Source organism: Enterobacter cloacae complex sp. (assembly GCF_900322725.1).
Classification (GTDB): Bacteria; Pseudomonadota; Gammaproteobacteria; order Enterobacterales; family Enterobacteriaceae; genus Enterobacter; species Enterobacter quasihormaechei.
The window spans coordinates 1530021-1556066 of record NZ_LT991957.1 but is presented as its reverse complement, the minus strand read 5'-3'; the positions used below and the strand labels follow the sequence as shown (position 1 = coordinate 1556066).

Annotated in this window: 28 protein-coding genes; 12 read left to right on the top strand and 16 right to left on the bottom strand. The window is 55.9% G+C overall.

Annotated elements, in window-relative coordinates; all coding sequences use genetic code 11:
• Positions 1-35: 35 nt before the first annotated feature.
• The 3 genes from DBR02_RS07835 to pepA form a co-directional block, all read right to left on the bottom strand.
• Positions 36-2891 carry a valine--tRNA ligase gene (locus DBR02_RS07835; RefSeq protein ID WP_063867560.1) on the bottom strand — a complete coding sequence of 952 codons (2856 nt, stop codon included), beginning with the start codon at positions 2889-2891 and terminating at the stop codon, positions 36-38.
• On the bottom strand, positions 2891-3334 hold the full coding sequence (holC, locus tag DBR02_RS07830) for a DNA polymerase III subunit chi (RefSeq protein WP_003861884.1): 444 nt from the start codon (positions 3332-3334) through the stop codon (positions 2891-2893). The genes DBR02_RS07835 and holC overlap by 1 nt, the downstream gene beginning before the upstream one ends.
• Positions 3335-3451: 117 nt before the next feature.
• Complete coding sequence (gene pepA / locus DBR02_RS07825) at positions 3452-4963, bottom strand: leucyl aminopeptidase (RefSeq protein ID WP_063451022.1); 1512 nt, start codon at positions 4961-4963, stop codon at positions 3452-3454.
• Between the two features lie 265 nt (positions 4964-5228).
• On the opposite strand from pepA, the gene lptF reads away from it, so the two are divergent.
• From lptF to mtgA, 5 genes are all read left to right on the top strand, one after another.
• Positions 5229-6329 (top strand): LPS export ABC transporter permease LptF, encoded by a 1101-nt coding sequence (lptF, locus tag DBR02_RS07820; RefSeq protein WP_063451023.1) that lies wholly within the window; start codon positions 5229-5231, stop codon positions 6327-6329.
• Positions 6329-7411, top strand: a complete 1083-nt coding sequence (lptG, locus tag DBR02_RS07815) for an LPS export ABC transporter permease LptG (protein WP_107533985.1) — start codon at positions 6329-6331, stop codon at positions 7409-7411. The genes lptF and lptG overlap by 1 nt, the downstream gene beginning before the upstream one ends.
• Before the next feature lie 137 nt (positions 7412-7548).
• Positions 7549-9882 (top strand): aerobic respiration two-component sensor histidine kinase ArcB, encoded by a 2334-nt coding sequence (gene arcB / locus DBR02_RS07810; protein ID WP_063451025.1) that lies wholly within the window; start codon positions 7549-7551, stop codon positions 9880-9882.
• 232 nt (positions 9883-10114) lie between these two features.
• Complete coding sequence (elbB, locus tag DBR02_RS07805; protein ID WP_063451026.1) at positions 10115-10768, top strand: isoprenoid biosynthesis glyoxalase ElbB; 654 nt, start codon at positions 10115-10117, stop codon at positions 10766-10768.
• Positions 10765-11490, top strand: a complete 726-nt coding sequence (gene mtgA / locus DBR02_RS07800) for a monofunctional biosynthetic peptidoglycan transglycosylase (protein WP_107533983.1) — start codon at positions 10765-10767, stop codon at positions 11488-11490. The genes elbB and mtgA overlap by 4 nt, the downstream gene beginning before the upstream one ends.
• Before the next feature lie 39 nt (positions 11491-11529).
• Here the strand turns inward: mtgA and npr are convergent, their stop codons facing one another.
• From npr to DBR02_RS07745, 11 genes are all read right to left on the bottom strand, one after another.
• Positions 11530-11802: a PTS phosphocarrier protein NPr gene (npr, locus tag DBR02_RS07795; protein ID WP_003861872.1), complete on the bottom strand. Its 273-nt coding sequence runs from the start codon at positions 11800-11802 to the stop codon at positions 11530-11532.
• Positions 11799-12653, bottom strand: a complete 855-nt coding sequence (gene rapZ / locus DBR02_RS07790) for an RNase adapter RapZ (protein ID WP_063451028.1) — start codon at positions 12651-12653, stop codon at positions 11799-11801. Before rapZ ends, npr begins: the two co-directional genes overlap by 4 nt.
• A 45-nt stretch (positions 12654-12698) precedes the next feature.
• Positions 12699-13190 carry a PTS IIA-like nitrogen regulatory protein PtsN gene (gene ptsN / locus DBR02_RS07785; protein ID WP_003861869.1) on the bottom strand — a complete coding sequence of 164 codons (492 nt, stop codon included), beginning with the start codon at positions 13188-13190 and terminating at the stop codon, positions 12699-12701.
• Positions 13191-13272: 82 nt separating this feature from the next.
• On the bottom strand, positions 13273-13560 hold the full coding sequence (gene hpf / locus DBR02_RS07780) for a ribosome hibernation promoting factor (protein ID WP_003861866.1): 288 nt from the start codon (positions 13558-13560) through the stop codon (positions 13273-13275).
• Between the two features lie 22 nt (positions 13561-13582).
• Positions 13583-15016, bottom strand: a complete 1434-nt coding sequence (gene rpoN, locus DBR02_RS07775) for an RNA polymerase factor sigma-54 (protein WP_063451029.1) — start codon at positions 15014-15016, stop codon at positions 13583-13585.
• 47 nt (positions 15017-15063) lie between these two features.
• Positions 15064-15789, bottom strand: a complete 726-nt coding sequence (gene lptB, locus DBR02_RS07770) for an LPS export ABC transporter ATP-binding protein (RefSeq protein WP_003861862.1) — start codon at positions 15787-15789, stop codon at positions 15064-15066.
• 6 nt (positions 15790-15795) lie between these two features.
• Positions 15796-16350 carry a lipopolysaccharide ABC transporter substrate-binding protein LptA gene (gene lptA, locus DBR02_RS07765; protein WP_063451030.1) on the bottom strand — a complete coding sequence of 185 codons (555 nt, stop codon included), beginning with the start codon at positions 16348-16350 and terminating at the stop codon, positions 15796-15798.
• A complete protein-coding gene (gene lptC, locus DBR02_RS07760; protein WP_063451031.1) occupies positions 16319-16894 on the bottom strand; it encodes an LPS export ABC transporter periplasmic protein LptC in 576 nt (191 codons plus the stop codon). Before lptC ends, lptA begins: the two co-directional genes overlap by 32 nt.
• Positions 16891-17457 carry a 3-deoxy-manno-octulosonate-8-phosphatase KdsC gene (gene kdsC / locus DBR02_RS07755; protein WP_063867563.1) on the bottom strand — a complete coding sequence of 189 codons (567 nt, stop codon included), beginning with the start codon at positions 17455-17457 and terminating at the stop codon, positions 16891-16893. Before kdsC ends, lptC begins: the two co-directional genes overlap by 4 nt.
• A gap of 14 nt (positions 17458-17471) precedes the next feature.
• On the bottom strand, positions 17472-18458 hold the full coding sequence (gene kdsD / locus DBR02_RS07750; RefSeq protein WP_003861853.1) for an arabinose-5-phosphate isomerase KdsD: 987 nt from the start codon (positions 18456-18458) through the stop codon (positions 17472-17474).
• A 13-nt stretch (positions 18459-18471) separates the two neighbouring features.
• Entirely contained in the window at positions 18472-19449 is a 978-nt protein-coding gene (locus DBR02_RS07745; protein ID WP_107533981.1) for a calcium/sodium antiporter, read from the bottom strand.
• Positions 19450-19676: 227 nt separating this feature from the next.
• Between DBR02_RS07745 and mlaF the strand changes: the two genes are divergently transcribed.
• The 7 genes from mlaF (at position 19677) to murA (ending at position 24470) form a co-directional block, all read left to right on the top strand.
• On the top strand, positions 19677-20489 hold the full coding sequence (gene mlaF, locus DBR02_RS07735; RefSeq protein ID WP_063867565.1) for a phospholipid ABC transporter ATP-binding protein MlaF: 813 nt from the start codon (positions 19677-19679) through the stop codon (positions 20487-20489).
• Positions 20490-20496: 7 nt separating this feature from the next.
• On the top strand, positions 20497-21279 hold the full coding sequence (gene mlaE, locus DBR02_RS07730) for a lipid asymmetry maintenance ABC transporter permease subunit MlaE (RefSeq protein WP_003861848.1): 783 nt from the start codon (positions 20497-20499) through the stop codon (positions 21277-21279).
• Between the two features lie 4 nt (positions 21280-21283).
• Positions 21284-21832, top strand: a complete 549-nt coding sequence (gene mlaD / locus DBR02_RS07725) for an outer membrane lipid asymmetry maintenance protein MlaD (RefSeq protein ID WP_063451035.1) — start codon at positions 21284-21286, stop codon at positions 21830-21832.
• 18 nt (positions 21833-21850) lie between these two features.
• Positions 21851-22486, top strand: coding sequence for a phospholipid-binding protein MlaC (mlaC, locus tag DBR02_RS07720; RefSeq protein ID WP_063451036.1), 636 nt, complete (start codon positions 21851-21853; stop codon positions 22484-22486).
• Complete coding sequence (gene mlaB / locus DBR02_RS07715; RefSeq protein WP_063451037.1) at positions 22486-22779, top strand: lipid asymmetry maintenance protein MlaB; 294 nt, start codon at positions 22486-22488, stop codon at positions 22777-22779. Before mlaC ends, mlaB begins: the two co-directional genes overlap by 1 nt.
• A 126-nt stretch (positions 22780-22905) precedes the next feature.
• Entirely contained in the window at positions 22906-23160 is a 255-nt protein-coding gene (gene ibaG / locus DBR02_RS07710; protein ID WP_003861840.1) for a BolA family iron metabolism protein IbaG, read from the top strand.
• Positions 23161-23210: 50 nt separating this feature from the next.
• A complete protein-coding gene (gene murA / locus DBR02_RS07705; RefSeq protein ID WP_107533978.1) occupies positions 23211-24470 on the top strand; it encodes a UDP-N-acetylglucosamine 1-carboxyvinyltransferase in 1260 nt (419 codons plus the stop codon).
• A gap of 63 nt (positions 24471-24533) precedes the next feature.
• Here murA and sfsB read toward each other — a convergent pair whose 3' ends face one another.
• Both sfsB and ispB read right to left on the bottom strand, forming a co-directional pair.
• On the bottom strand, positions 24534-24821 hold the full coding sequence (gene sfsB, locus DBR02_RS07700; protein ID WP_063451240.1) for a DNA-binding transcriptional regulator SfsB: 288 nt from the start codon (positions 24819-24821) through the stop codon (positions 24534-24536).
• 228 nt (positions 24822-25049) lie between these two features.
• Complete coding sequence (ispB, locus tag DBR02_RS07695; RefSeq protein ID WP_063451038.1) at positions 25050-26021, bottom strand: octaprenyl diphosphate synthase; 972 nt, start codon at positions 26019-26021, stop codon at positions 25050-25052.
• Between the last annotated feature and the right edge of the window lie 25 nt (positions 26022-26046).

Genomic DNA, 26046 nt, shown 5'->3' with positions numbered 1-26046 from the left:
AAACGCCGAAGAGGGCCTCCGGCGTTTTCATAATATTACAGGGCTGCGATAACGGCCTGCTGCTCGATCAGTTTTGTCTTCGCATCGGCGAAGGCAACCAGACGCTCACGCTCTTTGGCGATGACCGCTTCCGGCGCGCGGGCCACAAAGCCCTCGTTCGCCAGTTTGCCTTCGATTTTTGCAATTTCCACGTCGACTTTCGCCACTTCTTTCGCCAGACGAGCCAGCTCAGCGTCTTTGTCGATCAGGCCCGCCATCGGGATCAGCAGCTCCGCACCGTCGATGATTTTTGTCACGGAAACCGGACCTTTGTCATCGGCAGGCAGCACGGTGATGCTTTCCAGACGCGCCATGGTTTTCAGGAAGGTGTTGTTCTCGGTGACGCGACGAACGGCAGCGTCGCTGCAACCGCGCAGCAGCAGCTCCAGTGGTTTACCCGGCGCGATGTTCATTTCTGCACGGATGTTACGTACCGCAACGATCGCCTGCTTCAGCCACTCGGTATCCGCAGACGCGGCTTCATCCACTTTCGCGGCGTCGAAAGCCGGGAACGGCTGGAGCATGATGGTATCGGCGTTGATACCGGCAATGACCTTCACGCGCTGCCAGATGGTTTCGGTGATGAACGGAATAATCGGGTGCGCCAGGCGCAGCAGGCCTTCCAGAACGGTAATCAGCGTATTACGCGTGCCGCGCAGCTCCGCTTCAGAACCGCCGTTCATGACCGGCTTCGCCAGCTCCAGATACCAGTCGCAGAACTGGTTCCAGGTGAATTCGTACAGAATGCCCGCTGCGATATCGAAGCGGTAGCTGTCCAGCGCGTCGCGGAACGCTTTCACCGTCTGGTTAAATTCCGCCAGGATCCAGCGGTCTGCCAGAGACAGGGTCATCTCGCCGCCGTTAAAGCCGCAATCCTGATCTTCGGTGTTCATCAGCACGAAGCGGCTGGCGTTCCACAGCTTGTTACAGAAGTTACGGTAACCTTCCAGACGCTTCATGTCCCAGTTGATGTCGCGACCGGTAGAGGCCAGCGCCGCCAGGGTGAAACGCAGGGCGTCGGTACCGTGAGACTCAATCCCGTTCGGGAACTGCTTCTCGGTACGCTTGCGGATTTTCTCAGCCAGCTGCGGCTGCATCATATTACCGGTACGTTTTTCCAGCAACTCTTCCAGAGAGATCCCGTCAACCATGTCCAGCGGGTCGATAACGTTACCCTTGGATTTGGACATCTTCTGGCCTTCATCGTCGCGGATCAGGCCGGTCATGTAGACGGTATGGAACGGAACCTGCGGCTTGCCGTCTTCGTCTTTGATGAAGTGCATGGTCATCATGATCATGCGGGCAATCCAGAAGAAGATGATGTCGAAGCCGGAGACCATCACGCTGGTTGGGTGGAACTGACGCAGCGCGTCGGTGTTTTCCGGCCAGCCGAGGGTGGAGAAGGTCCACAGCGCGGAGGAGAACCAGGTATCCAGCACGTCTTCGTCCTGGCGCAGCGCCACGTCAGCGCCCAGGTTGTTTTCCTGACGCACTTCCTCTTCCGTGCGGCCAACGTAGACGTTGCCTTCGTTGTCGTACCACGCCGGGATGCGGTGACCCCACCACAGCTGACGGGAGATGCACCAGTCCTGAATGTCGCGCATCCAGGAGAAGTACATGTTTTCATACTGCTTCGGCACGAACTGAATGCTGCCGTTCTCAACCGCTTCCACAGCCGGTTTCGCCAGCACGTCGGCACGGACGTACCACTGGTCGGTCAGCATTGGCTCAATAACCACGCCGCCACGGTCGCCGTACGGCACGGTCAGATCGTGAGGCTTAATCTCTTCCAGCAGGCCGAGCGCGTCAACGGCGGCTACGATAGCTTTACGTGCGGCAAAGCGCTCCAGCTTCTGGAACTCCGCCGGGATCTCGCTGGAGTAAACGTCGGATTCGTTGCCTTTGGTGTCGTACACTTCTGCGCTTTCGCGGATATCACCGTCGAAGGTCAGAATGTTGATCATCGGCAGGGCGTGACGACGGCCCACTTCATAGTCGTTGAAGTCGTGCGCCGGGGTGATTTTCACGCAGCCGGTGCCTTTTTCCATGTCGGCGTGTTCGTCGCCCACAATCGGAATGCGGCGGTTCACCAGCGGCAGCACCACGAATTTGCCGATCAGATCTTTATAGCGCGGATCTTCCGGGTTCACGGCCACGCCGGTATCGCCCAGCAGGGTTTCCGGACGCGTCGTGGCGACCACCAGGTAATCTTTACCGTCTGCGGTTTTTGCGCCGTCGGCCAGCGGATAGCGGATGTGCCACATGGAGCCTTTAGACTCGCGGTTTTCCACTTCGAGGTCAGAAATCGCGGTGCGCAGTTTCGGGTCCCAGTTCACCAGGCGCTTGCCGCGGTAAATCAGGTCTTCTTTGTACAGACGGACAAAAACTTCTTTCACGGCGTTGGACAGGCCTTCGTCCATGGTGAAGCGCTCGCGCTCCCAGTCCACGGAGTTGCCGAGACGGCGCATCTGACGGGTAATGGTGCCGCCGGATTCCGCCTTCCACTGCCAGATTTTGTCGATGAACGCGTCGCGACCGTAGTCGTGGCGGGTTTTACCTTCTTCAGCGGCAATTTTACGCTCAACCACCATCTGGGTCGCGATACCCGCGTGGTCAGTCCCCGCCTGCCACAGGGTGTTTTTGCCCTGCATGCGCTGGTAGCGGATCATGGTGTCCATGATGGTCTGCTGGAAAGCATGCCCCATATGCAAACTGCCGGTGACGTTCGGCGGCGGGATCATGATGCAGAAGGACTCTTTGCTTTCGTCGCCGTTAGGCTTGAAATAGCCCTGCTGTTCCCAGTGCTCGTAAAGCGGCTGTTCGATATCGCGTGGGTTATATGTCTTTTCCATTATTTCCAGGTTGCCGTATTCAGGTTAAAACCGGCCAGGCGGTACGCTTTATAGCGTTCGCGCGCCAGTTGTTTCAAAGATTCTTCGTAAGGGACAAAGTCTACCACTTCTGTGAAAGCGGTGGCAAAATCTGCAAAGTCTGTCCGCAGGCTAATGAGAATGTCGCGCGCGCTGCTGTTGCGTTTTTGCGGCCAGGCTATTTCGACCGGTGCCCCGCCGCGTGGACCTTCGCCCGACAGGTTATGCGGAACAAAACTTTCCGGCGGGCGCGCCCATAGCGCTTCATCCAGGCGAATCGCCTGCTGCTCATCTTCACAGGCAATCAGTACGCGTTTACCTGCGCGCCAACGTTCTGCGGCAATTTCACACACCAGCTGTTCAACGGCGCTGAGGCCATCCTGATGGGTGTCGTTGTCCAGAAGGTAGAACGTTGCATTCTTCATATATGGGGCTTCTTGTCGTGGATTTAAATGCAAAGCCGGGTGGCGCTTCGCTTACCCGGCCTACGGTTGAGTGGCGTGTAGGCCGGGTAAGGCGAAGCCGCCACCCGGCACATTACATCACTCGTCGCCGTTAAAACCCGCACGATTAAGCAGGAACTGCGACAGCAGGGCAACCGGACGTCCGGTCGCGCCTTTGGCTTTACCGGAGCGCCATGCGGTCCCCGCGATGTCCAGGTGCGCCCAGTTATATTTACGGGTGAAGCGCGCCAGGAAGCAGCCTGCGGTAATTGCGCCGCCAGGACGACCACCAATGTTAGCCATGTCCGCGAAGTTTGACTCCAGCTGTTCCTGGAACTCGTCCCCCAGCGGCAGACGCCATGCGCGGTCGCCAGCCTGCTCGGACGCGCCAATCAGCTCATGCGCCAGCGGATTGTGGTTCGACATCAGGCCGGTGATGTGGTGGCCCAGGGCAATCACGCAGGCACCGGTCAGGGTGGCCACGTCGATGACCGCTTCAGGTTCGAAACGCTCAACGTAGGTCAGCACGTCGCACAGCACCAGACGGCCTTCCGCGTCGGTGTTCAGCACTTCCACGGTTTGGCCAGACATGGTGGTCAGCACGTCGCCCGGACGATAGGCGCGACCGCCAGGCATGTTTTCGCAGCCTGCCAGCACGCCGATCACGTTGATGGGCAGCTGAAGCTCCGCAACCATGCGCATCACACCGTAAACCGCCGCCGCGCCGCACATGTCGTACTTCATCTCGTCCATGCCTTCTGAAGGCTTGATGGAGATACCGCCGGAGTCAAAGGTCAGCCCTTTCCCGACGAGCACGATCGGACGCGCGTCTTCAGACGGATTGCCTTTGTATTCGATGACCGACATCAGGGATTCGTTCTGAGAGCCGTTACCGACCGCCAGATAAGAGTGCATCCCCAGCTCTTTCATTTGCTGTTCGCCGATGACGCGGGTGATAACGTTCTTGCTGTAGGAGTCAGCCAGCTGACGCGCCTGAGAGGCCAGATACGCGGCGTTACAGATGTTTGGCGGCATATTGCCAAGATCTTTAGCGGCTTTAATGCCCGCAGCAATGGCCAGGCCGTGCTGAATAGCGCGCTCGCCGCTGGTCAGCTCGCGACGGGTTGGCACGTTGAAGACCATTTTACGCAGCGGGCGACGCGGCTCGCTTTTGGTGGTCTTCAGCTGATCGAAGCTGTAGAGGCTCTCTTTTGCGGTTTCGACGGCCTGGCGTACTTTCCAGTAGGTGTTGCGGCCCTTAACGTGCAGCTCGGTCAGGAAGCAGACCGCTTCCATAGAACCAGTATCATTCAGTGTATTAATGGTTTTCTGAATAACCTGTTTGTACTGGCGCTCATCAAGCTCACGTTCTTTACCGCAGCCAATCAGCAGAATACGCTCGGACAGGACGTTCGGAACATGGTGCAGCAACAGGGTCTGCCCTGGTTTGCCTTCCAGTTCGCCACGGCGCAGCAGGGCGCTGATATAGCCGTCGCTGATTTTATCGAGTTGCTCGGCGATCGGGGAGAGTCGGCGTGGTTCAAAGACGCCCACAACGATGCAGGCACTCCGCTGTTTCTCCGGGCTACCGCTTTTTACACTGAACTCCATGCACTACGCTCCTGAATCTTAAAGACAACGGCGGCGGCTACGGATAGAATTGAAACCTTTCGTAACTCATGTCCGCCGTTGTGGTGACTTCGTGTTAATCTTACGTTACTACGGTTTCGACACGTCAATAAATGTCATGAAGCGCGAATCCGCCGGGTTTTTTAATCTTAGCGATGATTTCGACGACTCAAGAGAATAAATGACGTTTAAGCCATGAAACAAGCTAAATTCCTGCATAAGACGAGTTTTAACGGGCGTATTTAAAGTGATAATCATAAGATATCTGGTTCGGGAGACGCTGAAGAGCCAACTGGCGATCCTCTTTATCCTCCTTCTGATCTTTTTCTGTCAGAAGCTGGTCAGGATCCTCGGCGCGGCGGTTGATGGCGAAATCCCAACGAATCTGGTGCTTTCCCTGCTCGGGCTTGGCGTGCCGGAAATGGCGCAGCTTATCCTGCCGTTAAGCCTTTTCCTCGGTTTGCTGATGACGCTGGGTAGGCTCTATACCGAAAGTGAAATCACCGTGATGCATGCCTGCGGCCTCAGTAAGGCCGTACTGGTAAAAGCAGCCATGGTGCTGGCGCTGTTCACGGGCATTGTTGCCGCGGTCAACGTCATGTGGGCGGGGCCGACATCCTCTCGACATCAGGATGAGGTGCTGGCGGAAGCAAAAGCTAACCCGGGGCTGGCGGCGCTGGCGCAGGGGCAGTTCCAGCAGGCGACCGACGGTAATTCCGTTCTGTTTATCGAAAGCGTTGATGGCAACCGCTTCAACGACGTGTTTCTTGCTCAGTTGCGCCCGAAAGGTAACGCTCGCCCTTCGGTGGTGGTGGCGGATTCCGGCCAGCTGGCGCAGCGTAAAGATGGCTCTCAGGTCGTCACGCTGAACAAAGGAACGCGTTTCGAAGGCACGGCAATGCTGCGCGACTTCCGCATTACGGACTTCCAGAACTACCAGGCCATCATTGGTCACCAGGCCGTCGCGCTCGATCCTACGGATACCGAGCAGATGGACATGCGCACCTTAATCAATACCGATACCGATCGTGCCCGTGCTGAGCTGCACTGGCGTATCACGTTGGTATTCACCGTATTTATGATGGCGCTGATGGTGGTGCCGCTTAGCGTGGTGAACCCACGTCAGGGCCGCGTACTGTCGATGCTGCCGGCGATGCTGCTGTATCTGGTGTTTTTCCTGCTGCAAACCTCGATCAAGTCTAACGGCGGGAAAGGCAAAATTGACCCGATGATCTGGACCTGGGTCGTGAATGGTTTGTATCTGCTGCTGGCAGTCGGACTCAACTTGTGGGACACGGTGCCTGTGCGTCGTCTACGTGCCCGGTTTACGCGTAAAGGAGCCATCTAATGCAGGCGTTTGGCGTACTTGACCGCTATATCGGTAAAACAATTTTTACCACCATCATGATGACCCTGTTCATGCTGGTGTCGCTCTCGGGCATTATCAAATTTGTCGACCAGCTGAAAAAAGCCGGGCAGGGGAGTTACGACGCGTTAGGCGCCGGAATGTATACCCTGCTCAGCGTGCCAAAAGATGTGCAGATCTTCTTCCCGATGGCGGCCCTGCTGGGTGCGCTGCTGGGGCTGGGGATGCTGGCTCAGCGTAGCGAACTGGTGGTGATGCAGGCATCGGGCTTTACCCGTATGCAGGTTGCGCTGTCGGTGATGAAAACCGCGATCCCGCTGGTTCTGCTGACCATGGCTATCGGCGAATGGGTTGCGCCGCAGGGCGAACAGATGGCGCGTAACTACCGTGCTCAGGCGATGTACGGCGGTTCACTGCTCTCCACGCAGCAGGGGTTATGGGCGAAAGACGGTCAGAACTTCGTCTATATCGAACGCGTGAAGGGGGATGACGAGCTGGGCGGCGTGAGCATTTATGCCTTTAACGACCAGCGTCGCTTGCAGTCCGTGCGTTATGCCGCCTCTGCCAAATTTGATGCCAACAACAAGCTGTGGCGGTTATCGCAGGTTGATGAATCTGACCTGACGAACCCGAAACAGATCACCGGCTCGCAGACCGTTAACGGTACCTGGAAAACCGACCTGACGCCAGACAAGCTCGGCGTCGTGGCGCTTGACCCCGATGCGCTCTCCATCAGCGGTCTGCATAATTACGTGAAGTATCTGAAGTCCAGCGGACAGGATGCGGGGCGTTACCAGCTCAACATGTGGAGCAAAATCTTCCAGCCGCTGTCGGTGGCGGTGATGATGCTGATGGCGCTGTCGTTCATCTTTGGCCCACTGCGTAGCGTGCCGATGGGGGTTCGCGTGGTGACCGGTATCAGCTTTGGTTTCGTGTTCTACGTCCTCGATCAGATTTTTGGTCCGCTGACGCTGGTGTACGGCATTCCGCCAATTATCGGCGCGCTGTTGCCGAGCGCCAGTTTCTTCCTGATCAGCCTCTGGATGCTGCTAAAACGTTCCTGATAAACCTTCATCCTCGTCCCCGGTTGCTCGGGGGCGAGGCTAATCTCCTGTTTCACCCCGCACTTTTTCTCACAACCTGCAACGCCTCGCCGTGAATTTGAGTATTATTGAGCGATAAAGTCGTGAAGGGATCCTCTATGAAGCAAATTCGAATGCTGGCCCAGTACTACGTCGATCTGATGATGAAGCTCGGGCTGGTGCGTTTTTCCATGCTGCTGGCGCTGGCGCTGGTCGTTTTGGCCATCGTCGTGCAAATGGCCGTCACCATGGTTCTGCATGGCCAGGTCGAGAGCATCGACGTCATCCGCTCTATTTTCTTTGGCCTGCTGATTACCCCGTGGGCGGTCTATTTCCTCTCCGTGGTGGTCGAGCAACTGGAGGAGTCCCGACAGCGTTTATCAAAGCTGGTGGATAAGCTGGAAGAGATGCGCGAACGCGATCTCAAGCTCAACGTCCAGCTCAAGGACAATATTGCCCAGCTGAATCAGGAAATTTCAGACCGCGAGAAGGCGGAAGCCGAGCGCCAGACCACGCTGGAGCAGCTCAAAATTGAGATGAAAGAGCGTGAAGTCACGCAGATTCAGCTTGAACAGCAATCCTCTTTCCTGCGCTCGTTCCTCGATGCATCGCCGGATCTGGTGTTCTACCGTAACGAAGATAAAGAGTTTTCCGGCTGTAACCGGGCCATGGAGCTGTTGACCGGGAAAAGCGAAAAGCAGCTGATCCACCTGAAGCCGCAGGACGTCTATTCCGAAGAGGCGGCGGCAAAAGTGATGGAGACGGATGAAAAGGTCTTCCGCCATAACGTTTCGCTGACCTACGAGCAGTGGCTGGACTACCCTGACGGGCGCAAAGCCTGCTTTGAGATCCGCAAAGTGCCTTATTACGATCGGGTGGGTAAACGTCATGGTCTGATGGGCTTTGGCCGCGATATCACCGAGCGTAAGCGCTATCAGGATGCGCTGGAGCGCGCCAGCCGTGACAAGACCACCTTCATCTCCACCATCAGCCATGAGCTGCGTACGCCGCTTAATGGCATTGTGGGGCTGAGCCGCATTCTGCTGGATACCGACCTGACCAGCGAGCAGGAAAAATACCTCAAAACGATCCACGTTTCGGCGGTCACGCTGGGCAATATCTTCAACGATATTATCGATATGGATAAGATGGAGCGCCGTAAGGTTCAGCTCGACAACCAGCCGGTTGATTTTACCGGCTTCCTTGCGGACCTGGAGAACCTTTCAGGTTTGCAGGCCCAGCAAAAAGGGTTGAGCTTTGTGATGGAGCCAACGCTGCCGCTGCCGCATAAAGTGGTGACGGACGGCACGCGGCTGCGTCAGATCCTGTGGAACCTCATCAGCAACGCCGTGAAGTTTACCCAGAAGGGGCAGGTTGCGGTGCGCATTCGCTATGACGAAGGGGACATGCTGCACTTTGAAGTTGAGGACTCGGGTATCGGCATTCCTCAGGAGGAGCAGGACAAGATCTTCGCCATGTATTATCAGGTTAAAGACAGCCACGGCGGTAAACCGGCAACGGGTACGGGCATTGGCCTGGCGGTGTCGAAACGCCTGGCGAAAAGTATGGGCGGGGATATCACCGTTGCCAGCCAGCCGGGTAAAGGCTCAACCTTTACCCTTACCGTACACGCGCCTGCCGTCGCTGAAGAGGTGGAAGATACGTTCGAGAACGACGATATGCCGCTGCCGGCCCTGCACGTTCTGCTGGTAGAAGATATTGAGCTGAACGTTATTGTCGCCCGGTCGGTACTGGAAAAACTCGGCAACAGCGTGGATGTGGCAATGACCGGCAAAGCCGCGCTGGAGATGTTCACGCCGGGCGAGTACGACCTGGTGCTGCTTGATATTCAGCTCCCGGACATGACCGGGCTGGATATCTCCCGCGAGCTGACGCGCAAGTACGCCCCTGACGAGCTGCCGCCGCTGGTGGCGCTGACCGCAAACGTGCTGAAAGATAAAAAAGAGTACCTCGAGGCCGGTATGGACGATGTGCTCAGCAAGCCGCTGGCGGTACCCGCCCTGACGGCGATGATCAAGAAGTTCTGGGATACCTGTGATGAAGAGGAGAGCACCATGACGTCTGTTGATAGCGCCAAAGCCCAAACGATACTCGATACCGCCATGCTGGAGCAGTATATCGATCTGGTGGGACCAAAACTGATCACCGACGGTCTGGCCGTGTTCGAAAAAATGATGCCGGGCTATCTGAACGTGCTCGAATCTAACCTGACGGCGCGTGACCAGAAGGGCATTGTCGAAGAGGGACATAAAATCAAGGGCGCGGCTGGCTCCGTCGGGTTACGCCATCTCCAGCAGCTGGGCCAACAGATTCAGTCGCCTGATTTACCTGCGTGGGAAGATAACGTGGGTGACTGGGTTGAAGAGATGAAGCAGGAGTGGCAGAACGATGTGGCGGTGCTGAAAGCCTGGGTGGAATCCAGAAAAAAATGACCCCGGCTATACCGGGGTGCGCGAATACTGCGCCAACACCAGGGAAATCGTGGCTGCGCCTGATTTTTATGGGTTGTTTTCGCATGGACGCCGCCTGAAAATTGAGGCCGCACGCAGATAAGATAGCAAATCTTAAACAGTTTGTTACATGAATCAGTGAAATGTGTGAAGCATAGCGTTTTAATCAGAATTTTTAATGTGCTTCGGCGAGTTGCTTAGAAGGATCGTCAGAATGAAGAAAGTGGGTGTCGTGCTGAGCGGATGTGGCGTTTACGATGGTTCAGAGATACATGAAGCCGTATTAACGCTGCTGGCATTATCGCGCCAGGGGGCAGACGTTATCTGCTTCGCGCCGGATAAAACTCAAGCAGACGTAATGAATCATCTTACCGGCGAGCCAATGGCAGAAAGCCGTAACGTGCTGATTGAAGCGGCACGTATTGTGCGTGGCGATATTCATCCGCTGGCACAGGCCGATGCCGCTGAACTTGATGCGCTCATCGTACCGGGCGGCTTTGGCGCGGCGAAAAACCTGAGCACGTTTGCCACTGATGGGGCGGCGTGTCAGGTCGATCCCGACTTAAAAGCGCTATCGCTGGCGATGCATGCGGCGGGTAAGCCGCAGGGCTTTATCTGCATTGCGCCAGCCATGCTGCCGAAAATTTTTGATTTCCCGCTGCGGCTCACGATCGGAACCGACATTGATACCGCTGAAATTATCGAGGATATGGGCGGCGAGCACGTGCCATGCCCGGTCGACGACATTGTGGTGGATGAGGACAACAAAATCATCACCACGCCGGCGTACATGCTGGCGCAGAACATCGCTGAGGCTGCCGCCGGCATTGAAAAGCTGGTGGACAGAGTGCTGGTTCTTACCGAATGAGTCGTAAATTATCCCCAGGCGGGTGGTTAAAACGGATCCTGCTGCGTATTGTGCTGGTCCTGGCCGTTTTCTGGGGCGGAGGCATTGCGCTGTTCAGCATCCTGCCCGTCCCGTTCTCCGCCGTGATGGCAGAGCGGCAGATTAGCGCCTGGCTCTCAGGTGATTTCGGCTACGTTGCCCACTCAGACTGGGTCGGCATGGATGACATTTCCCCGTGGATGGGGCTGGCGGTCATTGCGGCAGAAGATCAGAAATTCCCCGAACACTGGGGTTTTGACGTGGCGGCTATCGAGAAGGCGCTGGATCATAATGAGCGTCATGAAAACCGCGTGCGCGGCGCGTCGACGCTGTCTCAGCAGACGGTAAAAAATCTGTTCTTATGGGACGGTCGCAGCTGGGTGAGGAAAGGTCTGGAGGCCGGGCTGACGCTGGGCGTCGAGACGGTGTGGAGCAAAAAACGCATTCTGACCGTCTATCTGAATATCGCGGAGTTTGGTGACGGCGTGTTTGGCGTCGAAGCGGCATCGCAACGTTATTTCGGCAAGCACGCCAGCAGGCTGAGTATGTCCGAAGCGGCGCTGCTTGCCGCCGTGCTGCCGAACCCTCTGCGTTTCAAGGCCAGCGCGCCGTCAGGCTACGTGCGAAGCCGCCAGGCGTGGATCATGCGCCAGATGCGTCAGCTGGGTGGGGAAGGGTTTATGGAGCGAAATCATCTTATGTAGGGCGGGTAAGCGTTGCGCCACCCGCCGACGTAGCGAACGTTAGTCTTCGTCAAACCCGGCATTAAACAGGGCAATCACCGCGGCCAGCGCTTCTTCTTCCTGCGGGCCGGTCGCTTCGACTTCAATCTGGCGTCCTTTGGCAGAATCCAGCATCAGCAGCGCAATCACGCTGTTGGCTTCTGCCTCGGTTCCCTCGTCGTTGCGCAGCAGCACCTCAGCATCAAAACCCTGCATCAGTTCAAACAGCTTCATCGCCGGGCGCGCATGCATGCCCAGCTTGTTGGTGATTTCGACGGTCTGTTTTACGGTCATGTTTTACGTTTTTCCAGCGTGCGATGACGGGACTGAACGTTCTTCCCGCGTGAGCGGAAGTAATCGGCCAGCTGTTCGGCAATGTAGACCGAACGATGTTTACCGCCGGTACAGCCAATCGCCACCGTCAGGTAGCTGCGATTGTTTGTTTCCAGCATAGGTAACCATAGCTCAAGGTAGCTTCGCGTCTGGTAGATAAAATTATGTACTTCTGTGTGTCGGTCAAGGAACGCCGCCACGGGCTTATCCAGACCGGTCATCGGACGCAGTTTCGGATCCCAGTGTGGGTTCGGCAGGAAACGCACATCAAAAACGTAATCCGCATCGATAGGAATGCCGTGCTTAAAGCCGAAGGATTCAAACACCATCGTCAGTTCGCGCTCGCGCTTGCCGAGCAAGCGAGTACGCAGCATTTCCGCCAGTTCGTGGACGGACATTTCAGAGGTGTCGACAATCAGGTCGGCGCGGGAACGCAGCGGCTCAAGCAGATCGCTTTCTTTATCAATGGCGCTTTCCAGCGACAGATTTTTACTGGAGAGCGGATGCAAACGACGGGTATCGCTGTAGCGGCGGATCAGCGTGTTGCGGTCAGCGTCAAGGAACAAGAGCTGCGGTGAAAAACACTCCGGCAGATTGTTCATTGCCTGCTCGAAGATTTCCGGCGATTCCGGCATGTTGCGCACGTCAATACTGACGGCGGCAGAGATTTGCCGGTCCGCAAGCGTCCGCGCCAGATCGGGTAACAACACTACCGGCAGGTTATCTACACAGTAAAATCCCATGTCTTCCAGCGCGCGCAGGGCCACGGATTTCCCGGACCCCGAACGACCGCTGACGATCATCAGCACCATGTTCCGTTTCTCCTCAGGGCAGCCGTTCTGAAGGCCTTCTCCCGATTATGCCTCATCCTGATTGCCTTCTGCTTCAGTGATAATTTGATAAAGCTCTTCATCACTTTGGGCTGAGCGCAGTCGACGACAAATGGTTTTGTCCGCCAGACGTTTGGCCACCAGCGACAGCGTGTGCAGATGGGTTTTGGTCTGATCGGCAGGCACCAGCAGCGCAAAGAGCAGATCCACAGGCTGGTTATCGATGGCGTCAAAAGCGATAGGCGTTTCCAGTTGCACAAACACCCCCACGGCACGCAGCGTATCTTCTTCCAGCTTGCCATGCGGGATCGCAATGCCGTTGCCGATGCCGGTACTGCCCATTTTTTCACGGGTCAGAATGGCTTCAAACACGATCTGCGGCGGCAGACCCAGCTGTTTTGCGGCCAGTTCACTGATAATTTCCAGCGCACGTTTTTTGCTCTGGCAGTGAACGCCACTGCGGGTACAATCCTGGTTAAGGACATTGCTCAGTTGTAGAGCGGAATCGTTGTTTATCATAATTTCACCTAAGCGCTAACCGTACAAATGGCCTGTTGTGTCTCACAACAGGCCGTCCTGCACCCGTTAACTGCCCGGACAATTAGTGTTGTTTCAGTTTATCTTTATGTTTATTGAGCTGTCTCGCAAGCTTATCAATCAAGCCGTCGATAGCCGCGTACATGTCTTGCCCTTCCGCACTGGCATGGAGTTCCCCTCCGTTGACGTGCAGAGTCGCATCCGAGATATGCGTCACTTTCTCCACTTTCAACACAACATAGACCTGATTGATCCTTTCGAAATACTGCTCAAGTTTTGCGAACTTAGTGTTCACAAAATCGCGTAAGGCCTCAGTAATCTCGACGTTATGTCCGGTGATATTGAGCTGCATAGTGTCTTCCTTATCGGTTGTGTCAAACCAGTTGTTTACGCTGGTTAGACGGCGGAATGGATAAAGACTCTCGATACTTCGCAACAGTACGGCGTGCCACCATAATACCCTGATCGGACAGCATGGTGGTTAACTTACTGTCACTGAGTGGCTTCGCGGGGTTCTCCGCGGCGATCAACTTCTTCACCAGTGCGCGAATGGCCGTTGACGAGGCTTCGCCGCCGCCTTCAGTGTTCACGTGGCTGGAGAAGAAATACTTAAGCTCAAAAATACCGCGCGGACTGTGCAGGTACTTCTGCGTAGTCACGCGGGAAATGGTTGATTCATGCATCTCGACGGCCTGGGCGATGTCTGCCAGCACCATCGGTTTCATAAACTCTTCGCCCTGTTCAAAGAACGCCTGCTGCTGTTCGACAATACAGCGGCTGACGCGCAGCAGCGTGTCATTTCGGCTCTCCAGGCTCTTAATCAACCATCGTGCTTCCTGAAGGTTGCTGCGAATGTATTGATTATCGGCGTCGTTACGTGCGCTGGTGCACATGGAGGCATATTGCTGGTTGATTTGCAGGCGAGGAAGGCTGTCGGCGTTCAGTTCAACGACCCAGCGGCCGTTGTGCTTTCTCACCAGCACATCAGGAATGACATATTCCGGTTCGCTGGTCTGGATCGACTGTCCCGGACGCGGATCGAGTGACTGGATCAGATTCACCGCTTCCTTCAGCACCTCTTCTTTGAGACGCGTGACGCGCATCAGGGTGCGGAAATCGTGGTTCGCCAGCAGATCCAGATGATCGCTGATGATGAGCCGGGCTTCGTCAATCCACGGTGTCTCTTTGGCAAACTGCGAAAGCTGGATCAGCAGGCAGTCGCGCAGATCTCTCGCGGCGACGCCAATCGGGTCGAAACGCTGGACGCGCTTGAGGACGGCTTCGATCTCTTCCATCTCAATGTCGTCATCGCCGATGCTTTCCAGAATATCGTCCAGCGTCACGGTCAAATAGCCCGTGTCGTCAACGGCATCGACAATCGAGGTGGCAATCGCGCGATCGGTATCCGAGAAAGGCGTCAGCTCCACCTGCCACATCAGGTAGTCCTGAAGCGACTGGGTGGTTTCGCCCTGATAGACCGGCAGTTCGTCGTCCTGATAGTCCGCGCGCGTGCCGGAAGGCGTTCCTGCGGTGTAGATTTCATCCCAGCTGGCATCCAGCGGCAGCTCGTCCGGCATCTCTTTTTGTTCGAGCGCATCGGCGGTGTCGAGCGTTTCCGTGTCCTGCGTTTGCTGGGTATCTACCTCGTCATGAAGATCGGTTTGCTCCAGCAGCGGATTGCTGTCCAGCGCCTGCTGGAGCTCCTGCTGGAGTTCTAACGTGGACAACTGCAACAGACGGATGGCCTGTTGTAGCTGCGGCGTCATGGCCAGTTGCTGGCTGAGCCGTAATTGCAAACCTTGCTTCATGTTCAGCGCGTTTTTCTCCGGTTCGGCGTGACTTAACCTCTACCCTATCAGAGTCTGAAGTCTTCCCCAAGGTACACGCGCTTAACATGCTCATCTTCGAGGATTTGCTGCGGCGTACCGTGGGCAATCAGATGGCCCTGGCTCACAATGTAGGCGCGTTCACACACGGCCAGCGTTTCGCGTACGTTGTGGTCCGTGATCAGTACGCCAAGCCCGCTGTCGCGCAGATGCTCAATGATACGTTTGATATCGATAACCGAAATCGGGTCAACGCCCGCAAACGGCTCATCCAGCAGGATAAATTTCGGATTTGCTGCCAGCGCGCGCGCAATCTCAACGCGGCGGCGTTCACCGCCGGACAGCGCCTGACCGAGGCTGTCGCGAAGATGTTCAATATGAAACTCTTCCATCAGCTCGTTCGCGCGGTCGGTGCGCTGCTCGCTGGTCAGATCGTCACGGATCTGGAGCACGGCCATCAGGTTATCGAACACGCTTAAGCGGCGGAAGATAGACGCTTCCTGCGGCAGGTAGCCGATGCCACGACGCGCGCGGGCATGCAGCGGCAGCAGGCTGATGTCTTCATCATCAATGATGATGTTGCCAGCGTCACGCGGGACAATGCCCACCACCATGTAGAAGGTTGTGGTTTTACCCGCACCGTTAGGGCCAAGCAAGCCCACGATTTCGCCGGAGTTGACGGTCAGACTGACATCTTCGACGACGCGGCGGCCCTTGTACGCTTTCGCGAGGTTTTTTGCAGTTAATGTTGCCATAACGAATTAGTTACTCTTTTTCTGTGCCGGAGCCTGACCGTTGTTCTTGTCCTGCAACTGCGAAGGCACGAGCACGGTAGTGACGCGTTTACCTTTTTCGCTGGAGGCCTGCATTTTCTGCTCTTTCACCAGATAGGTGATCTTGTCGCCTTTGATGTTGCTGTCCAGCTGTTCCAGGTAAGCATTACCGGTCAGGATGACCAGATCCTTCGCCAGTTCGTAGTGCATATGCGAGGCATGGCCTTTTACCGGCTTGCCGTTGTCCTGCATCTGGTAGAACGTGGCCGGGTTGCCATAACCATCAATAATCTCTTTGCCCTGTTCGCCGCCCGGACGGGTAACGACCACTTTATCGGCATTGATTTTGATGGTGCCCTGGGTCACGACGACGTTGCCGGTAAAGGTAACAACGTTACCCTGCATATCCAGAGACTGCGTATCAGATTCGATATGAATCGGCTGCTCGGTGTCGCCAGTCACAGCAAGCGCGGGAAGACTGGCCGCCAGCAGCGCGCTGGCGATAACAACTTTAAGGCTGAGTTTGTTTGTTTTGAATTTCATAGGAGGTTCTAACCTTTTCAATCAGCTCGGCGTTTTTGCTGCGTAAGTTCCCGCGCATTCTTAAACCGCTGGAATTAAATGTTGTGCCATACAGGGTGACTAAATCCTGCGACGTGACATCCTGGGTGACCAGGTTGATCTGGGCGTTATCGGTCGTAATTTTGCGCAGTTGAGCGTCAGCGGTCAGGGCGTTGACCTCAACGTGACCATACAGATAAAGCATACGGTCATTTGTCAGTTTTGCCCGGTCAGACTTGATCGACCACGTCGGCACTTTGTCGGTATCAAAGGTGGTCAGCACCGGCTGGGTAAACCACGAAACACCGTCATCTGAAAAATATTCGACATGCTGAGCAATCAGGCGATAGTTCAGTGCGCCTTCCGGGCTATAGACCACGGTATCGCTGCGATCGCTTTTGTAGGTCGGGTCGCTCGTGTTGACCACTTCCGTTTGCGTATCATCGCGGTCGGCGAGGTTCACGCCAATCAGGATCAGGACGACAAGCGAAAGCAGAATGATAACCCAACGTCTGGTTTTACTCATATCGATTGCCCTTTCGCCTCATCAAGCTTGCCCTGCGCCAGCAGAAGCAGATCGCAGACTTCACGCACGGCACCGCGGCCACCGTGAATATGGGTAACGTAATCAGCACGCGGGATCAGCAGCGGGTGTGCGTCAGCCACGGCAATGCTCAGACCCACCTCCGCCATCACTGGCCAGTCGATCAAATCATCCCCGACGTACGCCACATTCTCTGGCGCAATGGCCAGTTTTTCCAGCAAATCCCGGAAGGCTACCATCTTATCAGACTGTCCCTGATAGAGATGCGTAATGCCCAGCGTTTCACACCGATCTTCTACCAGTTTAGCTTTCCGCCCGGTGATGATTGCAACGTCAATACCGGACGTGAGCGCACAGCGGATACCGTAACCGTCGCGAACGTTAAAGGCTTTCAGCTCTTCGCCGTTATTGCCCATATAAATCAGACCGTCGGAAAGCACGCCGTCTACATCGAGGATCAGCAGGCGGATAGTTTCCGCCTTTGCCATCATCTGGGCGCTCACCGGGCCATAACAGGTTGCAAGGGATGCACCCGCATTACTCATTGTCTTATCCTTCATTACACTACGCCTGCGCGCAGCAGATCATGCATATGTACCACACCCAGCAGTTGGTCGCCATCGGCAACCATCACTGAGGTGATATGACGGGACTGCATCAGGTTCAGCACATCGACCGCCAGCGTGCCCGGACGGACGCGGATCCCGCCTGGCGTCATCACATCCGCGATGCCCAGCGTTCGGACATCCACACCCATATCGAACACACGGCGCAGGTCACCGTCGGTGAAAATGCCCTGAATCTTCATCAGGTCGTCACAGATGACCGTCATGCCCAGGTTTTTGCGGGTGATTTCCAGCAACGCGTCGCGCAGAGAAGCCTCTTTGCTGACGTGCGGGATTTCATCCCCGGTGTGCATAATATCGTTAACCCGCAGTAGCAGTTTGCGCCCGAGCGCGCCGCCGGGGTGAGACAGGGCGAAATCTTCAGGCGTAAAACCGCGGGCTTCCAGCAGCGCAACGGCAAGGGCATCGCCCATCACCAGCGCGGCGGTGGTGCTGGAGGTCGGGGCCAGCCCCAGAGGACAGGCTTCTTTCGGCACCTTCACACACAAGTGAATATCTGCCGCACGCGCCATGCTGCTTTCCGGGCGGCTGGTCATGCAAATCAGCGGGACGTGCAGGCGCTTCAGCACCGGAATCAACGCCAGAATTTCATTCGATTCCCCGGAGTTAGACAGCGCAATAACCACGTCCTGGGGCGTAACCATACCGAGGTCACCGTGCGCGGCTTCACCCGGATGAACGAAGAAGGACGAGGTGCCGGTGCTGGCAAAGGTCGCCGCCATTTTGCGCCCGATATGACCAGACTTGCCCATCCCCATCACTACGACTTTACCGGCACAGTAGAACATCTTCTCACAGGCCAGACTAAAATCCTGATTAATGTACTGATCTAACTGCGCCAGACCTTCACGTTCAATCTCCAGAACGTCTTTGCCTGCTTTCTGAAAGTCAAAACCCGGCTGCAATTCTATTTGCGACATAATGCGTTTCCGTTTACCCAGAGAGAAGTGGCGAGAGCCAGTACAGCATCGCCAGCCATACGATAAATCCACCCGTCAGCAGCGCGCCTGCGCCTTTGCCGATCTGCTCTTTTCGCCGCCAGCAGAGCAGGGCGAAAATGACGCTGACCAGCAGCATCACACCGTAATCGCGCGTGAAGACCATGGGGTTAAACGGCCCCGGCGAGATCAGCGCCGGCAGCCCCGTCACGATCGCGATATTGAAAATATTAGAGCCAATGATATTGCCGATGGCGATATCATCTTCCCCTTTACGCGCCCCGGCAATGGCGGTGGCCAGCTCTGGCAGGCTGGTGCCGATGACGATGACCGTCAGACCGATTGTCAGTTCGCTCATCGCAAACGCGTTCGCCAGCACCGTCGCGTTATCGACGACCATCCGCGTGGCCATCGGCATGATGATCAGCGCGACGCCCAGCCACAGCAGGGCGACGGGTAAGGTGCCTTCCCTGGGCAGCTCGGCGAGATGCTCACGCGTGAGGCTATCGTTGCCCTGTTTTTCCGCCAGACGCGCGATTTTCACGCTGTAAAGCAACCAGATCCCGGCCAGGGCGAGCAGGAATATACCGTCATCAATGCTCAGCACCCCGTCGTAAAGCACGTAGCCAGCCAGCAGGCTAACGACTAACATTAGCGGCAATTCGCGGCGCAAAACATCAGAATGGACGCGAAATGGATGCAGCAATGCGGCTAAGCCTAAAATCAGTAATATATTGACGATGTTAGAGCCAATCGCGGTGCCGATAGCGAGGTCGACCTGACCATGCAGCGAGGCTGAAACAGAAACAATGATTTCAGGAAGCGATGTGCCTACACTGACCACCGTCATCCCGATAATGATGGGCGGCATGCCAATGAGTCGACAAAGAATGGATGCGGCAAAGACCAAACGGTCAGCACTGTAGACCACCAACAGTAAACCAATTATTAACAGTGCTGTTGCTAAAAGCATCAAAAATCCTTTCTTCAGGTATACTCGCTGGTCCACTGCGCACGGATTCTGGCGCCAGATGAAGTCTGAGACGTGACGAATTCCTAATTTTGACTTTATGCGCCGGAAAAGTAAAACAAATGCCAGCTTTAGCTAACCCCAACAGTGAATATTCTGTAAAAATGCGGGGTTTAGGGCTGATTTACGCTTCATGCCAGCCGTGAAGCAAGGTAAGTAAGGAACCATAAATGAGCCAAACGATGGCGAATATAGTCGATGTCCGGGGCGTCAGTTTTTCTCGCGGCAGCCGGGTGATATTTGATGATATTTCGCTGACCGTGCCGCGCGGTAAAATCACCGCCATCATGGGGCCGTCAGGGATCGGTAAAACGACGTTGCTGCGTCTTATCGGCGGGCAAATCCCTCCTGACAGCGGCGAAATTCTCTTCGACGGTGAAAACGTTCCGGAGATGTCTCGCTCGCGCCTCTACACGGTTCGCAAACGAATGAGCATGCTCTTTCAGTCGGGTGCGCTGTTCACCGATATGAACGTATTTGACAACGTGGCCTATCCGCTGCGTGAGCACACCCATCTTCCTCCTGCGCTGTTGCACAGCACGGTGATGATGAAGCTCGAAGCCGTGGGGTTGCGGGGGGCGGCGAAACTTATGCCGTCCGAACTCTCTGGCGGAATGGCGCGCCGCGCCGCGCTGGCGCGTGCTATTGCCCTTGAACCGGATTTAATCATGTTCGACGAACCGTTCGTCGGGCAGGACCCTATCACTATGGGCGTACTGGTGAAGCTCATTTCAGAACTGAACAGCGCCCTTGGCGTCACCTGCGTGGTGGTTTCCCACGACGTGCCGGAAGTGCTGAGCATTGCTGATTACGCCTATATTGTGGCTGACAAAAAGATCGTTGCCCACGGCAGCGCTCAGGCGTTGCAGGAGAATGGCGATCCGCGCGTGCGGCAGTTCCTGGACGGTATCGCAGATGGGCCGGTGCCTTTCCGCTATCCGGCAGGCGACTATCATGACGATTTACTGGGAATAGGGAGTTAAGCCACTCATGCTGTTAAATGCGTTGGCGGGTCTTGGACACCGTGGCCTAAAAACCATCAGTACGTTCGGGCGTGCCGGATTAATGTTGTTCAACGCGCTGGTTGGCAAACCGGAGTTCCGCAAGCATGCGCCGTTACTGGTGCGGCAGCTTTATAACGTCGGCGTACTGTCGATGCTTATCATCATCGTGTCGGGGCTGTTTATCGGCATGGTGCTGGGGTTGCAGGGATATCTGGTGCTGACAACCTACAGCGCGGAAACCAGCCTTGGCATGCTGGTGGCGCTCTCGCTGCTGCGTGAGCTCGGGCCGGTGGTTGCCGCGCTGCTGTTCGCGGGGCGTGCCGGGTCAGCACTGACGGCGGAAATTGGCCTGATGCGCGCCACCGAGCAGCTTTCCAGCATGGAGATGATGGCGGTCGATCCGCTGCGCCGGGTGATCTCACCGCGCTTCTGGGCCGGGGTTATCTCCTTACCGTTACTGACTATCCTCTTTGTGGCGGTCGGTATCTGGGGCGGCGCGCTGGTCGGCGTCAACTGGAAAGGCATTGATGCCGGGTTCTTCTGGTCCGCCATGCAGGACGCCATCGATCTGCGGATGGATTTGGTGAACTGTCTGATCAAGAGCGTGGTTTTCGCTGTGACGGTTACCTGGATTGCGTTGTTTAATGGTTACGATGCCATTCCGACGTCGGCGGGCATTAGCCGCGCAACGACGCGTACTGTCGTACATTCGTCGCTGGCCGTTTTAGGTCTGGATTTTGTGCTCACCGCACTGATGTTTGGGAATTGAGTTCATGCAAACGAGAAAAAATGAAATTTGGGTTGGCGTGTTTCTGCTTCTGGCGCTGCTGGCCGCGCTGTTCATCTGCCTGCGAGCGGCGGACATTACCTCTGTTCGCGCCGAGCCGACGTATCGCGTCTACGCGACCTTCGATAATATCGGCGGCCTGAAGGCGCGCTCGCCGGTGCGTATTGGTGGCGTCGTCATCGGACGTGTAGCGGACATTACGCTTGATGAAAAAACGTATCTGCCGCGCGTCGCGATGGATATCGAAGAGCGCTATAACCACATTCCTGACACCAGCTCGCTCTCTATCCGCACTTCTGGCCTGCTGGGGGAGCAATATCTGGCCCTCAACGTTGGTTTTGAAGATCCTGAGCTGGGAACGTCTATCCTTAAAGACGGTAGCGTAATCCAGGATACCAAGTCAGCGATGGTGCTGGAGGATATGATTGGTCAGTTCCTTTACAACAGTAAAGGGGATGATAAAAAGTCTGACGATGCCCCTGCGCAGAGTGAAGACCACACCAACGTCGAACCGACGCCAGGCGCGACGAATTAATTTCAGGAGAAGTCATTCATGTTTAAACGACTGTTAATGGTTGCCATGCTGGTCATTGCCCCTCTGACTGCGGTACACGCTGCGGATCAGAGTAACCCGTACAAACTGATGGATGAGGCTGCGAAGAAAACCTTCGACCGTCTTAAAAATGAACAGCCCAAAATCCGCTCTAACCCTGACTATCTGCGTGATGTCGTGGATCAGGAGCTGCTGCCGTATGTGCAGATCAAGTATGCGGGCGCGCTGGTACTGGGCCGTTATTACAAAGAGGCGACCCCGGCGCAGCGCGAGGCTTACTTCGCGGCGTTCCGTGAATACCTGAAACAGGCTTACGGCCAGGCGCTGGCGATGTATCACGGTCAGACCTATCAGATTGCTCCTGAACAGCCGCTGGGCGATGCCACCATCATTCCTATCCGCGTGACAATTATCGATCCAAACGGCCGTCCGCCGGTTCGCCTGGACTTCCAGTGGCGTAAGAACAGCCAGACCGGAAACTGGCAGGCGTATGACATGATCGCCGAAGGCGTAAGCATGATCACCACTAAACAGAACGAGTGGAGCGATCTGCTGCGCACCAAAGGGATTGATGGCCTGACGGCTCAGCTTCAGTCTATCTCTCGTCAGAAAATTACCCTGGACGAGAAGAAGTAATGTCGCAGCAGCTTAGCTGGGCGCGAGACGGCGAGACGCTGACGCTGACGGGAGAGCTGGATCAGGATCTGCTTAACCCGCTGTGGGACGCTCGCCATAACGCGATGCAGGGCGTGACGCGGATTGATCTACATGGCGTCACGCGGGTAGATACTGCCGGTATTGCGCTGCTGGCGCACCTGGTTGCCACGGGCAAAAAGCAGGGGAGCAGCGTCACCCTGACGGGGGTAAGCGATAACGTCGTCACCCTTGCACAGCTTTACAATTTGCCCGAAGACGTATTACCTCGCTAATTTTTTCAGTACGTTACTTCCTAAAGCCCCGACAGTTTGCGCGTCGGGGCTTTTTGCTTGTTTAAGACGGCGCCACTTTGCTCTAAGATGTTGGGCTTGTTTTCACTATCAGATGATGTAGACCCCATGGAAAATAATGAAATCCAGACTGTGCTGATGAATGCACTCTCCCTTCAGGAAGCCCACGTCTCTGGCGATGGCAGTCACTTCCAGGTTATTGCTGTGGGTGAGATGTTCGACGGAATGAGTCGCGTGAAAAAACAGCAGGCTGTGTACGCGCCGCTGATGGAATACATTGCGGACAACCGCATTCACGCCCTGTCGATTAAAGCGTTCACCCCACAGGAGTGGGCACGCGATCGCAAACTAAACGGTTTTTGAGCTGGGGGCGAAGCGCCCGCAGCACGGTTGAATTTATAAGAGAGCAAACAATGGATAAATTTCGTGTACAGGGACCCACGCGTCTCCAGGGCGAAGTCACAATTTCTGGCGCTAAAAACGCCGCGCTGCCTATTCTTTTCGCTGCGCTGCTCGCAGAAGAGCCGGTAGAGATCCAGAACGTACCGAAGCTGAAAGATATCGACACGACCATGAAGTTGCTCGGCCAGTTGGGCACCAAAGTGGAGCGTAACGGTTCCGTCTGGATCGATGCCAGCAACGTGAACAACTTCTCAGCACCGTATGAGCTGGTGAAAACCATGCGTGCTTCCATCTGGGCCCTTGGGCCGCTGGTGGCGCGTTTCGGTCAGGGTCAGGTTTCACTGCCGGGCGGATGCGCTATCGGCGCGCGTCCCGTCGACCTGCATATCTTTGGCCTGGAAAAGCTGGGCGCGGAGATCAAGCTGGAAGAAGGTTACGTGAAAGCGTCCGTCAATGGTCGTCTGAAAGGCGCGCACATTGTCATGGACAAAGTGAGCGTGGGCGCAACGGTGACCATCATGTCGGCTGCTACGCTGGCAGAAGGCACTACCATCATCGAAAACGCCGCGCGTGAACCGGAAATCGTGGACACCGCGAACTTCCTGGTCGCACTGGGTGCGAAGATCAGCGGGCAGGGCACGGACCGTATTACCATCGAAGGCGTTGAGCGTCTGGGTGGCGGCGTGTACCGCGTCCTGCCAGACCGTATCGAAACCGGGACCTTCCTGGTGGCGGCGGCCATTTCTGGCGGTAAGATTGTCTGCCGTAACGCACAGCCGGATACCCTGGATGCGGTGCTGGCGAAGCTGCGCGATGCGGGTGCGGACATTGAAATCGGTGAAGACTGGATAAGCCTGGATATGCACGGGCAGCGTCCTAAAGCCGTTAACGTGCGCACTGCGCCACACCCGGCCTTCCCGACGGATATGCAGGCGCAGTTCACGCTGCTGAACCTGGTGGCCGAAGGCACGGGCTTCATCACGGAAACCATCTTCGAAAACCGTTTCATGCATGTCCCGGAGCTGATCCGTATGGGAGCGCATGCTGAGATTGAAAGCAACACGGTCATCTGTCACGGCGTTGAAAAACTGTCCGGTGCGCAGGTGATGGCGACCGATCTGCGCGCGTCTGCGAGTCTGGTACTGGCAGGGTGTATTGCTGAAGGGACTACCATTGTCGATCGTATCTACCACATCGACCGTGGTTACGAGCGCATTGAAGACAAACTGCGCGCGCTGGGTGCGAATATCGAGCGTGTGAAGGGCGAGTAATCGTTCCGGCACCCCCCTGCCAGAACAGGCCGGGGGATTGCTGTTCCTGTAAATCCCGGTGCATCAGTCCTGATGTGCTTTCTTCGTTTTGCTCTGACGCATCATGCGCGTTCTGTCGATAAATTCATGGGTAATGGGATCGTGGTAGCGTGACGGCCATATCACCCACGGATGCGTATCCAGCGCTCTCGCGATAATCAGCTCTCCCTTCGGCCATGGGCGGGTCAGTGCATTTGCCAGCGTCGACGAGCTCAACCCGTTGCGACGTGATTCGGCAGCCAGCGATGTCCCTTTTTTACGCAGTGCCGCAATAATGTCAGCAGAATGCCAGTCGATGAATTTTGTATCCATAATGCTGTCCTTGTGTTCGTTATCGTCCACGCCTTTTCGTGTGAAAAGACAGCATTACTATACTCACTTAGAACATCTGTTCTAAAAAGTTCATGTTACGAGAAGCAATATTCAGAATAAGGCATGGCTTTATACATGCGGCCTGTAACCTGATGAGCTTACACGGAAATGTAATTTACTGGTGCGTACTGGAATCTCCCTGCGGAGCGCAGGGAGACGAGGAGGGGATTAACGATCGCGCTGGACGGCGATGTGCGCGAGGCCGATTAGCGCATCGCGCCATGGGCTGTCAGGAATGACCTGAATGGCGGCGATGGCTTTGTCTGCTTCTTCTTCTGCACGCTGACGCGTCCATTCCAGGGAGCCACAGACTGCCATTGTTTCCAGTACCGGTTCCAGAAGATGGCGACCATTTCCCTGCTCGATAGCTTCACGGATCATTTTCGCCTGATCCGGTGTGCCATTGTGCATCGCGTGGAGCAGCGGCAGCGTTGGCTTGCCTTCGTTCAGGTCATCACCGACGTTTTTACCGAGCGTTTCGCCATCCGCGCTGTAGTCCAGCAAATCATCAATCAGCTGGAATGCGGTACCGAGATAGCGGCCATAGTCCTGAAGCCCTTTTTCCTGCGCTTCGCTACAGCCTGCCAGAATCCCGGAACACTGCGCGGCGGCTTCAAACAGACGTGCGGTCTTGCTGTAAATCACCCGCATGTAGTTTTCTTCGGTGATGTCCGGGTCGTTAACGTTCATCAACTGTAGGACTTCACCTTCAGCAATAACGTTCACCGCTTCTGACATCACTTCCAGCACCTTCAGCGAGCCAAGGCTGGTCATCATCTGGAAAGCGCGGGTATAGATAAAATCCCCGACCAGAACGCTTGCCGCATTACCAAACGCGGCGTTGGCGGTGGCTTTACCCCGACGCATGTCTGATTCATCCACAACATCGTCGTGAAGCAGGGTGGCGGTGTGGATAAATTCGATCAGCGCCGCGATTGTGACGTGGGCGTTCCCCTGATAGCCAACCGCGCGTGCGGCCAGAATGGCAATCATCGGACGAATACGTTTACCGCCGCCGCTGACGATGTAATAGCCCAACTGATTGATCAGCTGAACGTCAGAGTTGAGTTGCTCCAGGATTGCTGCATTCACACCCGCCATATCTTGCGCGGTTAACTCATTGATTTTTTCTAAATTCATCGCAAAAGCCGGGCTTTTTATCCTG

Excerpts from the sequence above, each read along its gene's own strand:
- DBR02_RS07835 (WP_063867560.1), bottom strand. The coding sequence starts at position 2,891 with ATGGAAAAGACATATAACCCACGCGATATCGAACAGCCGCTTTACGAG.
- holC (WP_003861884.1), bottom strand. The coding sequence starts at position 3,334 with ATGAAGAATGCAACGTTCTACCTTCTGGACAACGACACCCATCAGGAT.
- pepA (WP_063451022.1), bottom strand. The coding sequence starts at position 4,963 with ATGGAGTTCAGTGTAAAAAGCGGTAGCCCGGAGAAACAGCGGAGTGCC.
- lptG (WP_107533985.1), top strand. The coding sequence starts at position 6,329 with ATGCAGGCGTTTGGCGTACTTGACCGCTATATCGGTAAAACAATTTTT.
- arcB (WP_063451025.1), top strand. The coding sequence starts at position 7,549 with ATGAAGCAAATTCGAATGCTGGCCCAGTACTACGTCGATCTGATGATG.
- elbB (WP_063451026.1), top strand. The coding sequence starts at position 10,115 with ATGAAGAAAGTGGGTGTCGTGCTGAGCGGATGTGGCGTTTACGATGGT.
- mtgA (WP_107533983.1), top strand. The coding sequence starts at position 10,765 with ATGAGTCGTAAATTATCCCCAGGCGGGTGGTTAAAACGGATCCTGCTG.
- npr (WP_003861872.1), bottom strand. The coding sequence starts at position 11,802 with ATGACCGTAAAACAGACCGTCGAAATCACCAACAAGCTGGGCATGCAT.
- rapZ (WP_063451028.1), bottom strand. The coding sequence starts at position 12,653 with ATGGTGCTGATGATCGTCAGCGGTCGTTCGGGGTCCGGGAAATCCGTG.
- ptsN (WP_003861869.1), bottom strand. The coding sequence starts at position 13,190 with ATGATAAACAACGATTCCGCTCTACAACTGAGCAATGTCCTTAACCAG.
- hpf (WP_003861866.1), bottom strand. The coding sequence starts at position 13,560 with ATGCAGCTCAATATCACCGGACATAACGTCGAGATTACTGAGGCCTTA.
- rpoN (WP_063451029.1), bottom strand. The coding sequence starts at position 15,016 with ATGAAGCAAGGTTTGCAATTACGGCTCAGCCAGCAACTGGCCATGACG.
- lptB (WP_003861862.1), bottom strand. The coding sequence starts at position 15,789 with ATGGCAACATTAACTGCAAAAAACCTCGCGAAAGCGTACAAGGGCCGC.
- lptA (WP_063451030.1), bottom strand. The coding sequence starts at position 16,350 with ATGAAATTCAAAACAAACAAACTCAGCCTTAAAGTTGTTATCGCCAGC.
- lptC (WP_063451031.1), bottom strand. The coding sequence starts at position 16,894 with ATGAGTAAAACCAGACGTTGGGTTATCATTCTGCTTTCGCTTGTCGTC.
- kdsC (WP_063867563.1), bottom strand. The coding sequence starts at position 17,457 with ATGAGTAATGCGGGTGCATCCCTTGCAACCTGTTATGGCCCGGTGAGC.
- kdsD (WP_003861853.1), bottom strand. The coding sequence starts at position 18,458 with ATGTCGCAAATAGAATTGCAGCCGGGTTTTGACTTTCAGAAAGCAGGC.
- DBR02_RS07745 (WP_107533981.1), bottom strand. The coding sequence starts at position 19,449 with ATGCTTTTAGCAACAGCACTGTTAATAATTGGTTTACTGTTGGTGGTC.
- mlaF (WP_063867565.1), top strand. The coding sequence starts at position 19,677 with ATGAGCCAAACGATGGCGAATATAGTCGATGTCCGGGGCGTCAGTTTT.
- mlaE (WP_003861848.1), top strand. The coding sequence starts at position 20,497 with ATGCTGTTAAATGCGTTGGCGGGTCTTGGACACCGTGGCCTAAAAACC.
- mlaD (WP_063451035.1), top strand. The coding sequence starts at position 21,284 with ATGCAAACGAGAAAAAATGAAATTTGGGTTGGCGTGTTTCTGCTTCTG.
- mlaC (WP_063451036.1), top strand. The coding sequence starts at position 21,851 with ATGTTTAAACGACTGTTAATGGTTGCCATGCTGGTCATTGCCCCTCTG.
- mlaB (WP_063451037.1), top strand. The coding sequence starts at position 22,486 with ATGTCGCAGCAGCTTAGCTGGGCGCGAGACGGCGAGACGCTGACGCTG.
- ibaG (WP_003861840.1), top strand. The coding sequence starts at position 22,906 with ATGGAAAATAATGAAATCCAGACTGTGCTGATGAATGCACTCTCCCTT.
- murA (WP_107533978.1), top strand. The coding sequence starts at position 23,211 with ATGGATAAATTTCGTGTACAGGGACCCACGCGTCTCCAGGGCGAAGTC.
- sfsB (WP_063451240.1), bottom strand. The coding sequence starts at position 24,821 with ATGGATACAAAATTCATCGACTGGCATTCTGCTGACATTATTGCGGCA.
- ispB (WP_063451038.1), bottom strand. The coding sequence starts at position 26,021 with ATGAATTTAGAAAAAATCAATGAGTTAACCGCGCAAGATATGGCGGGT.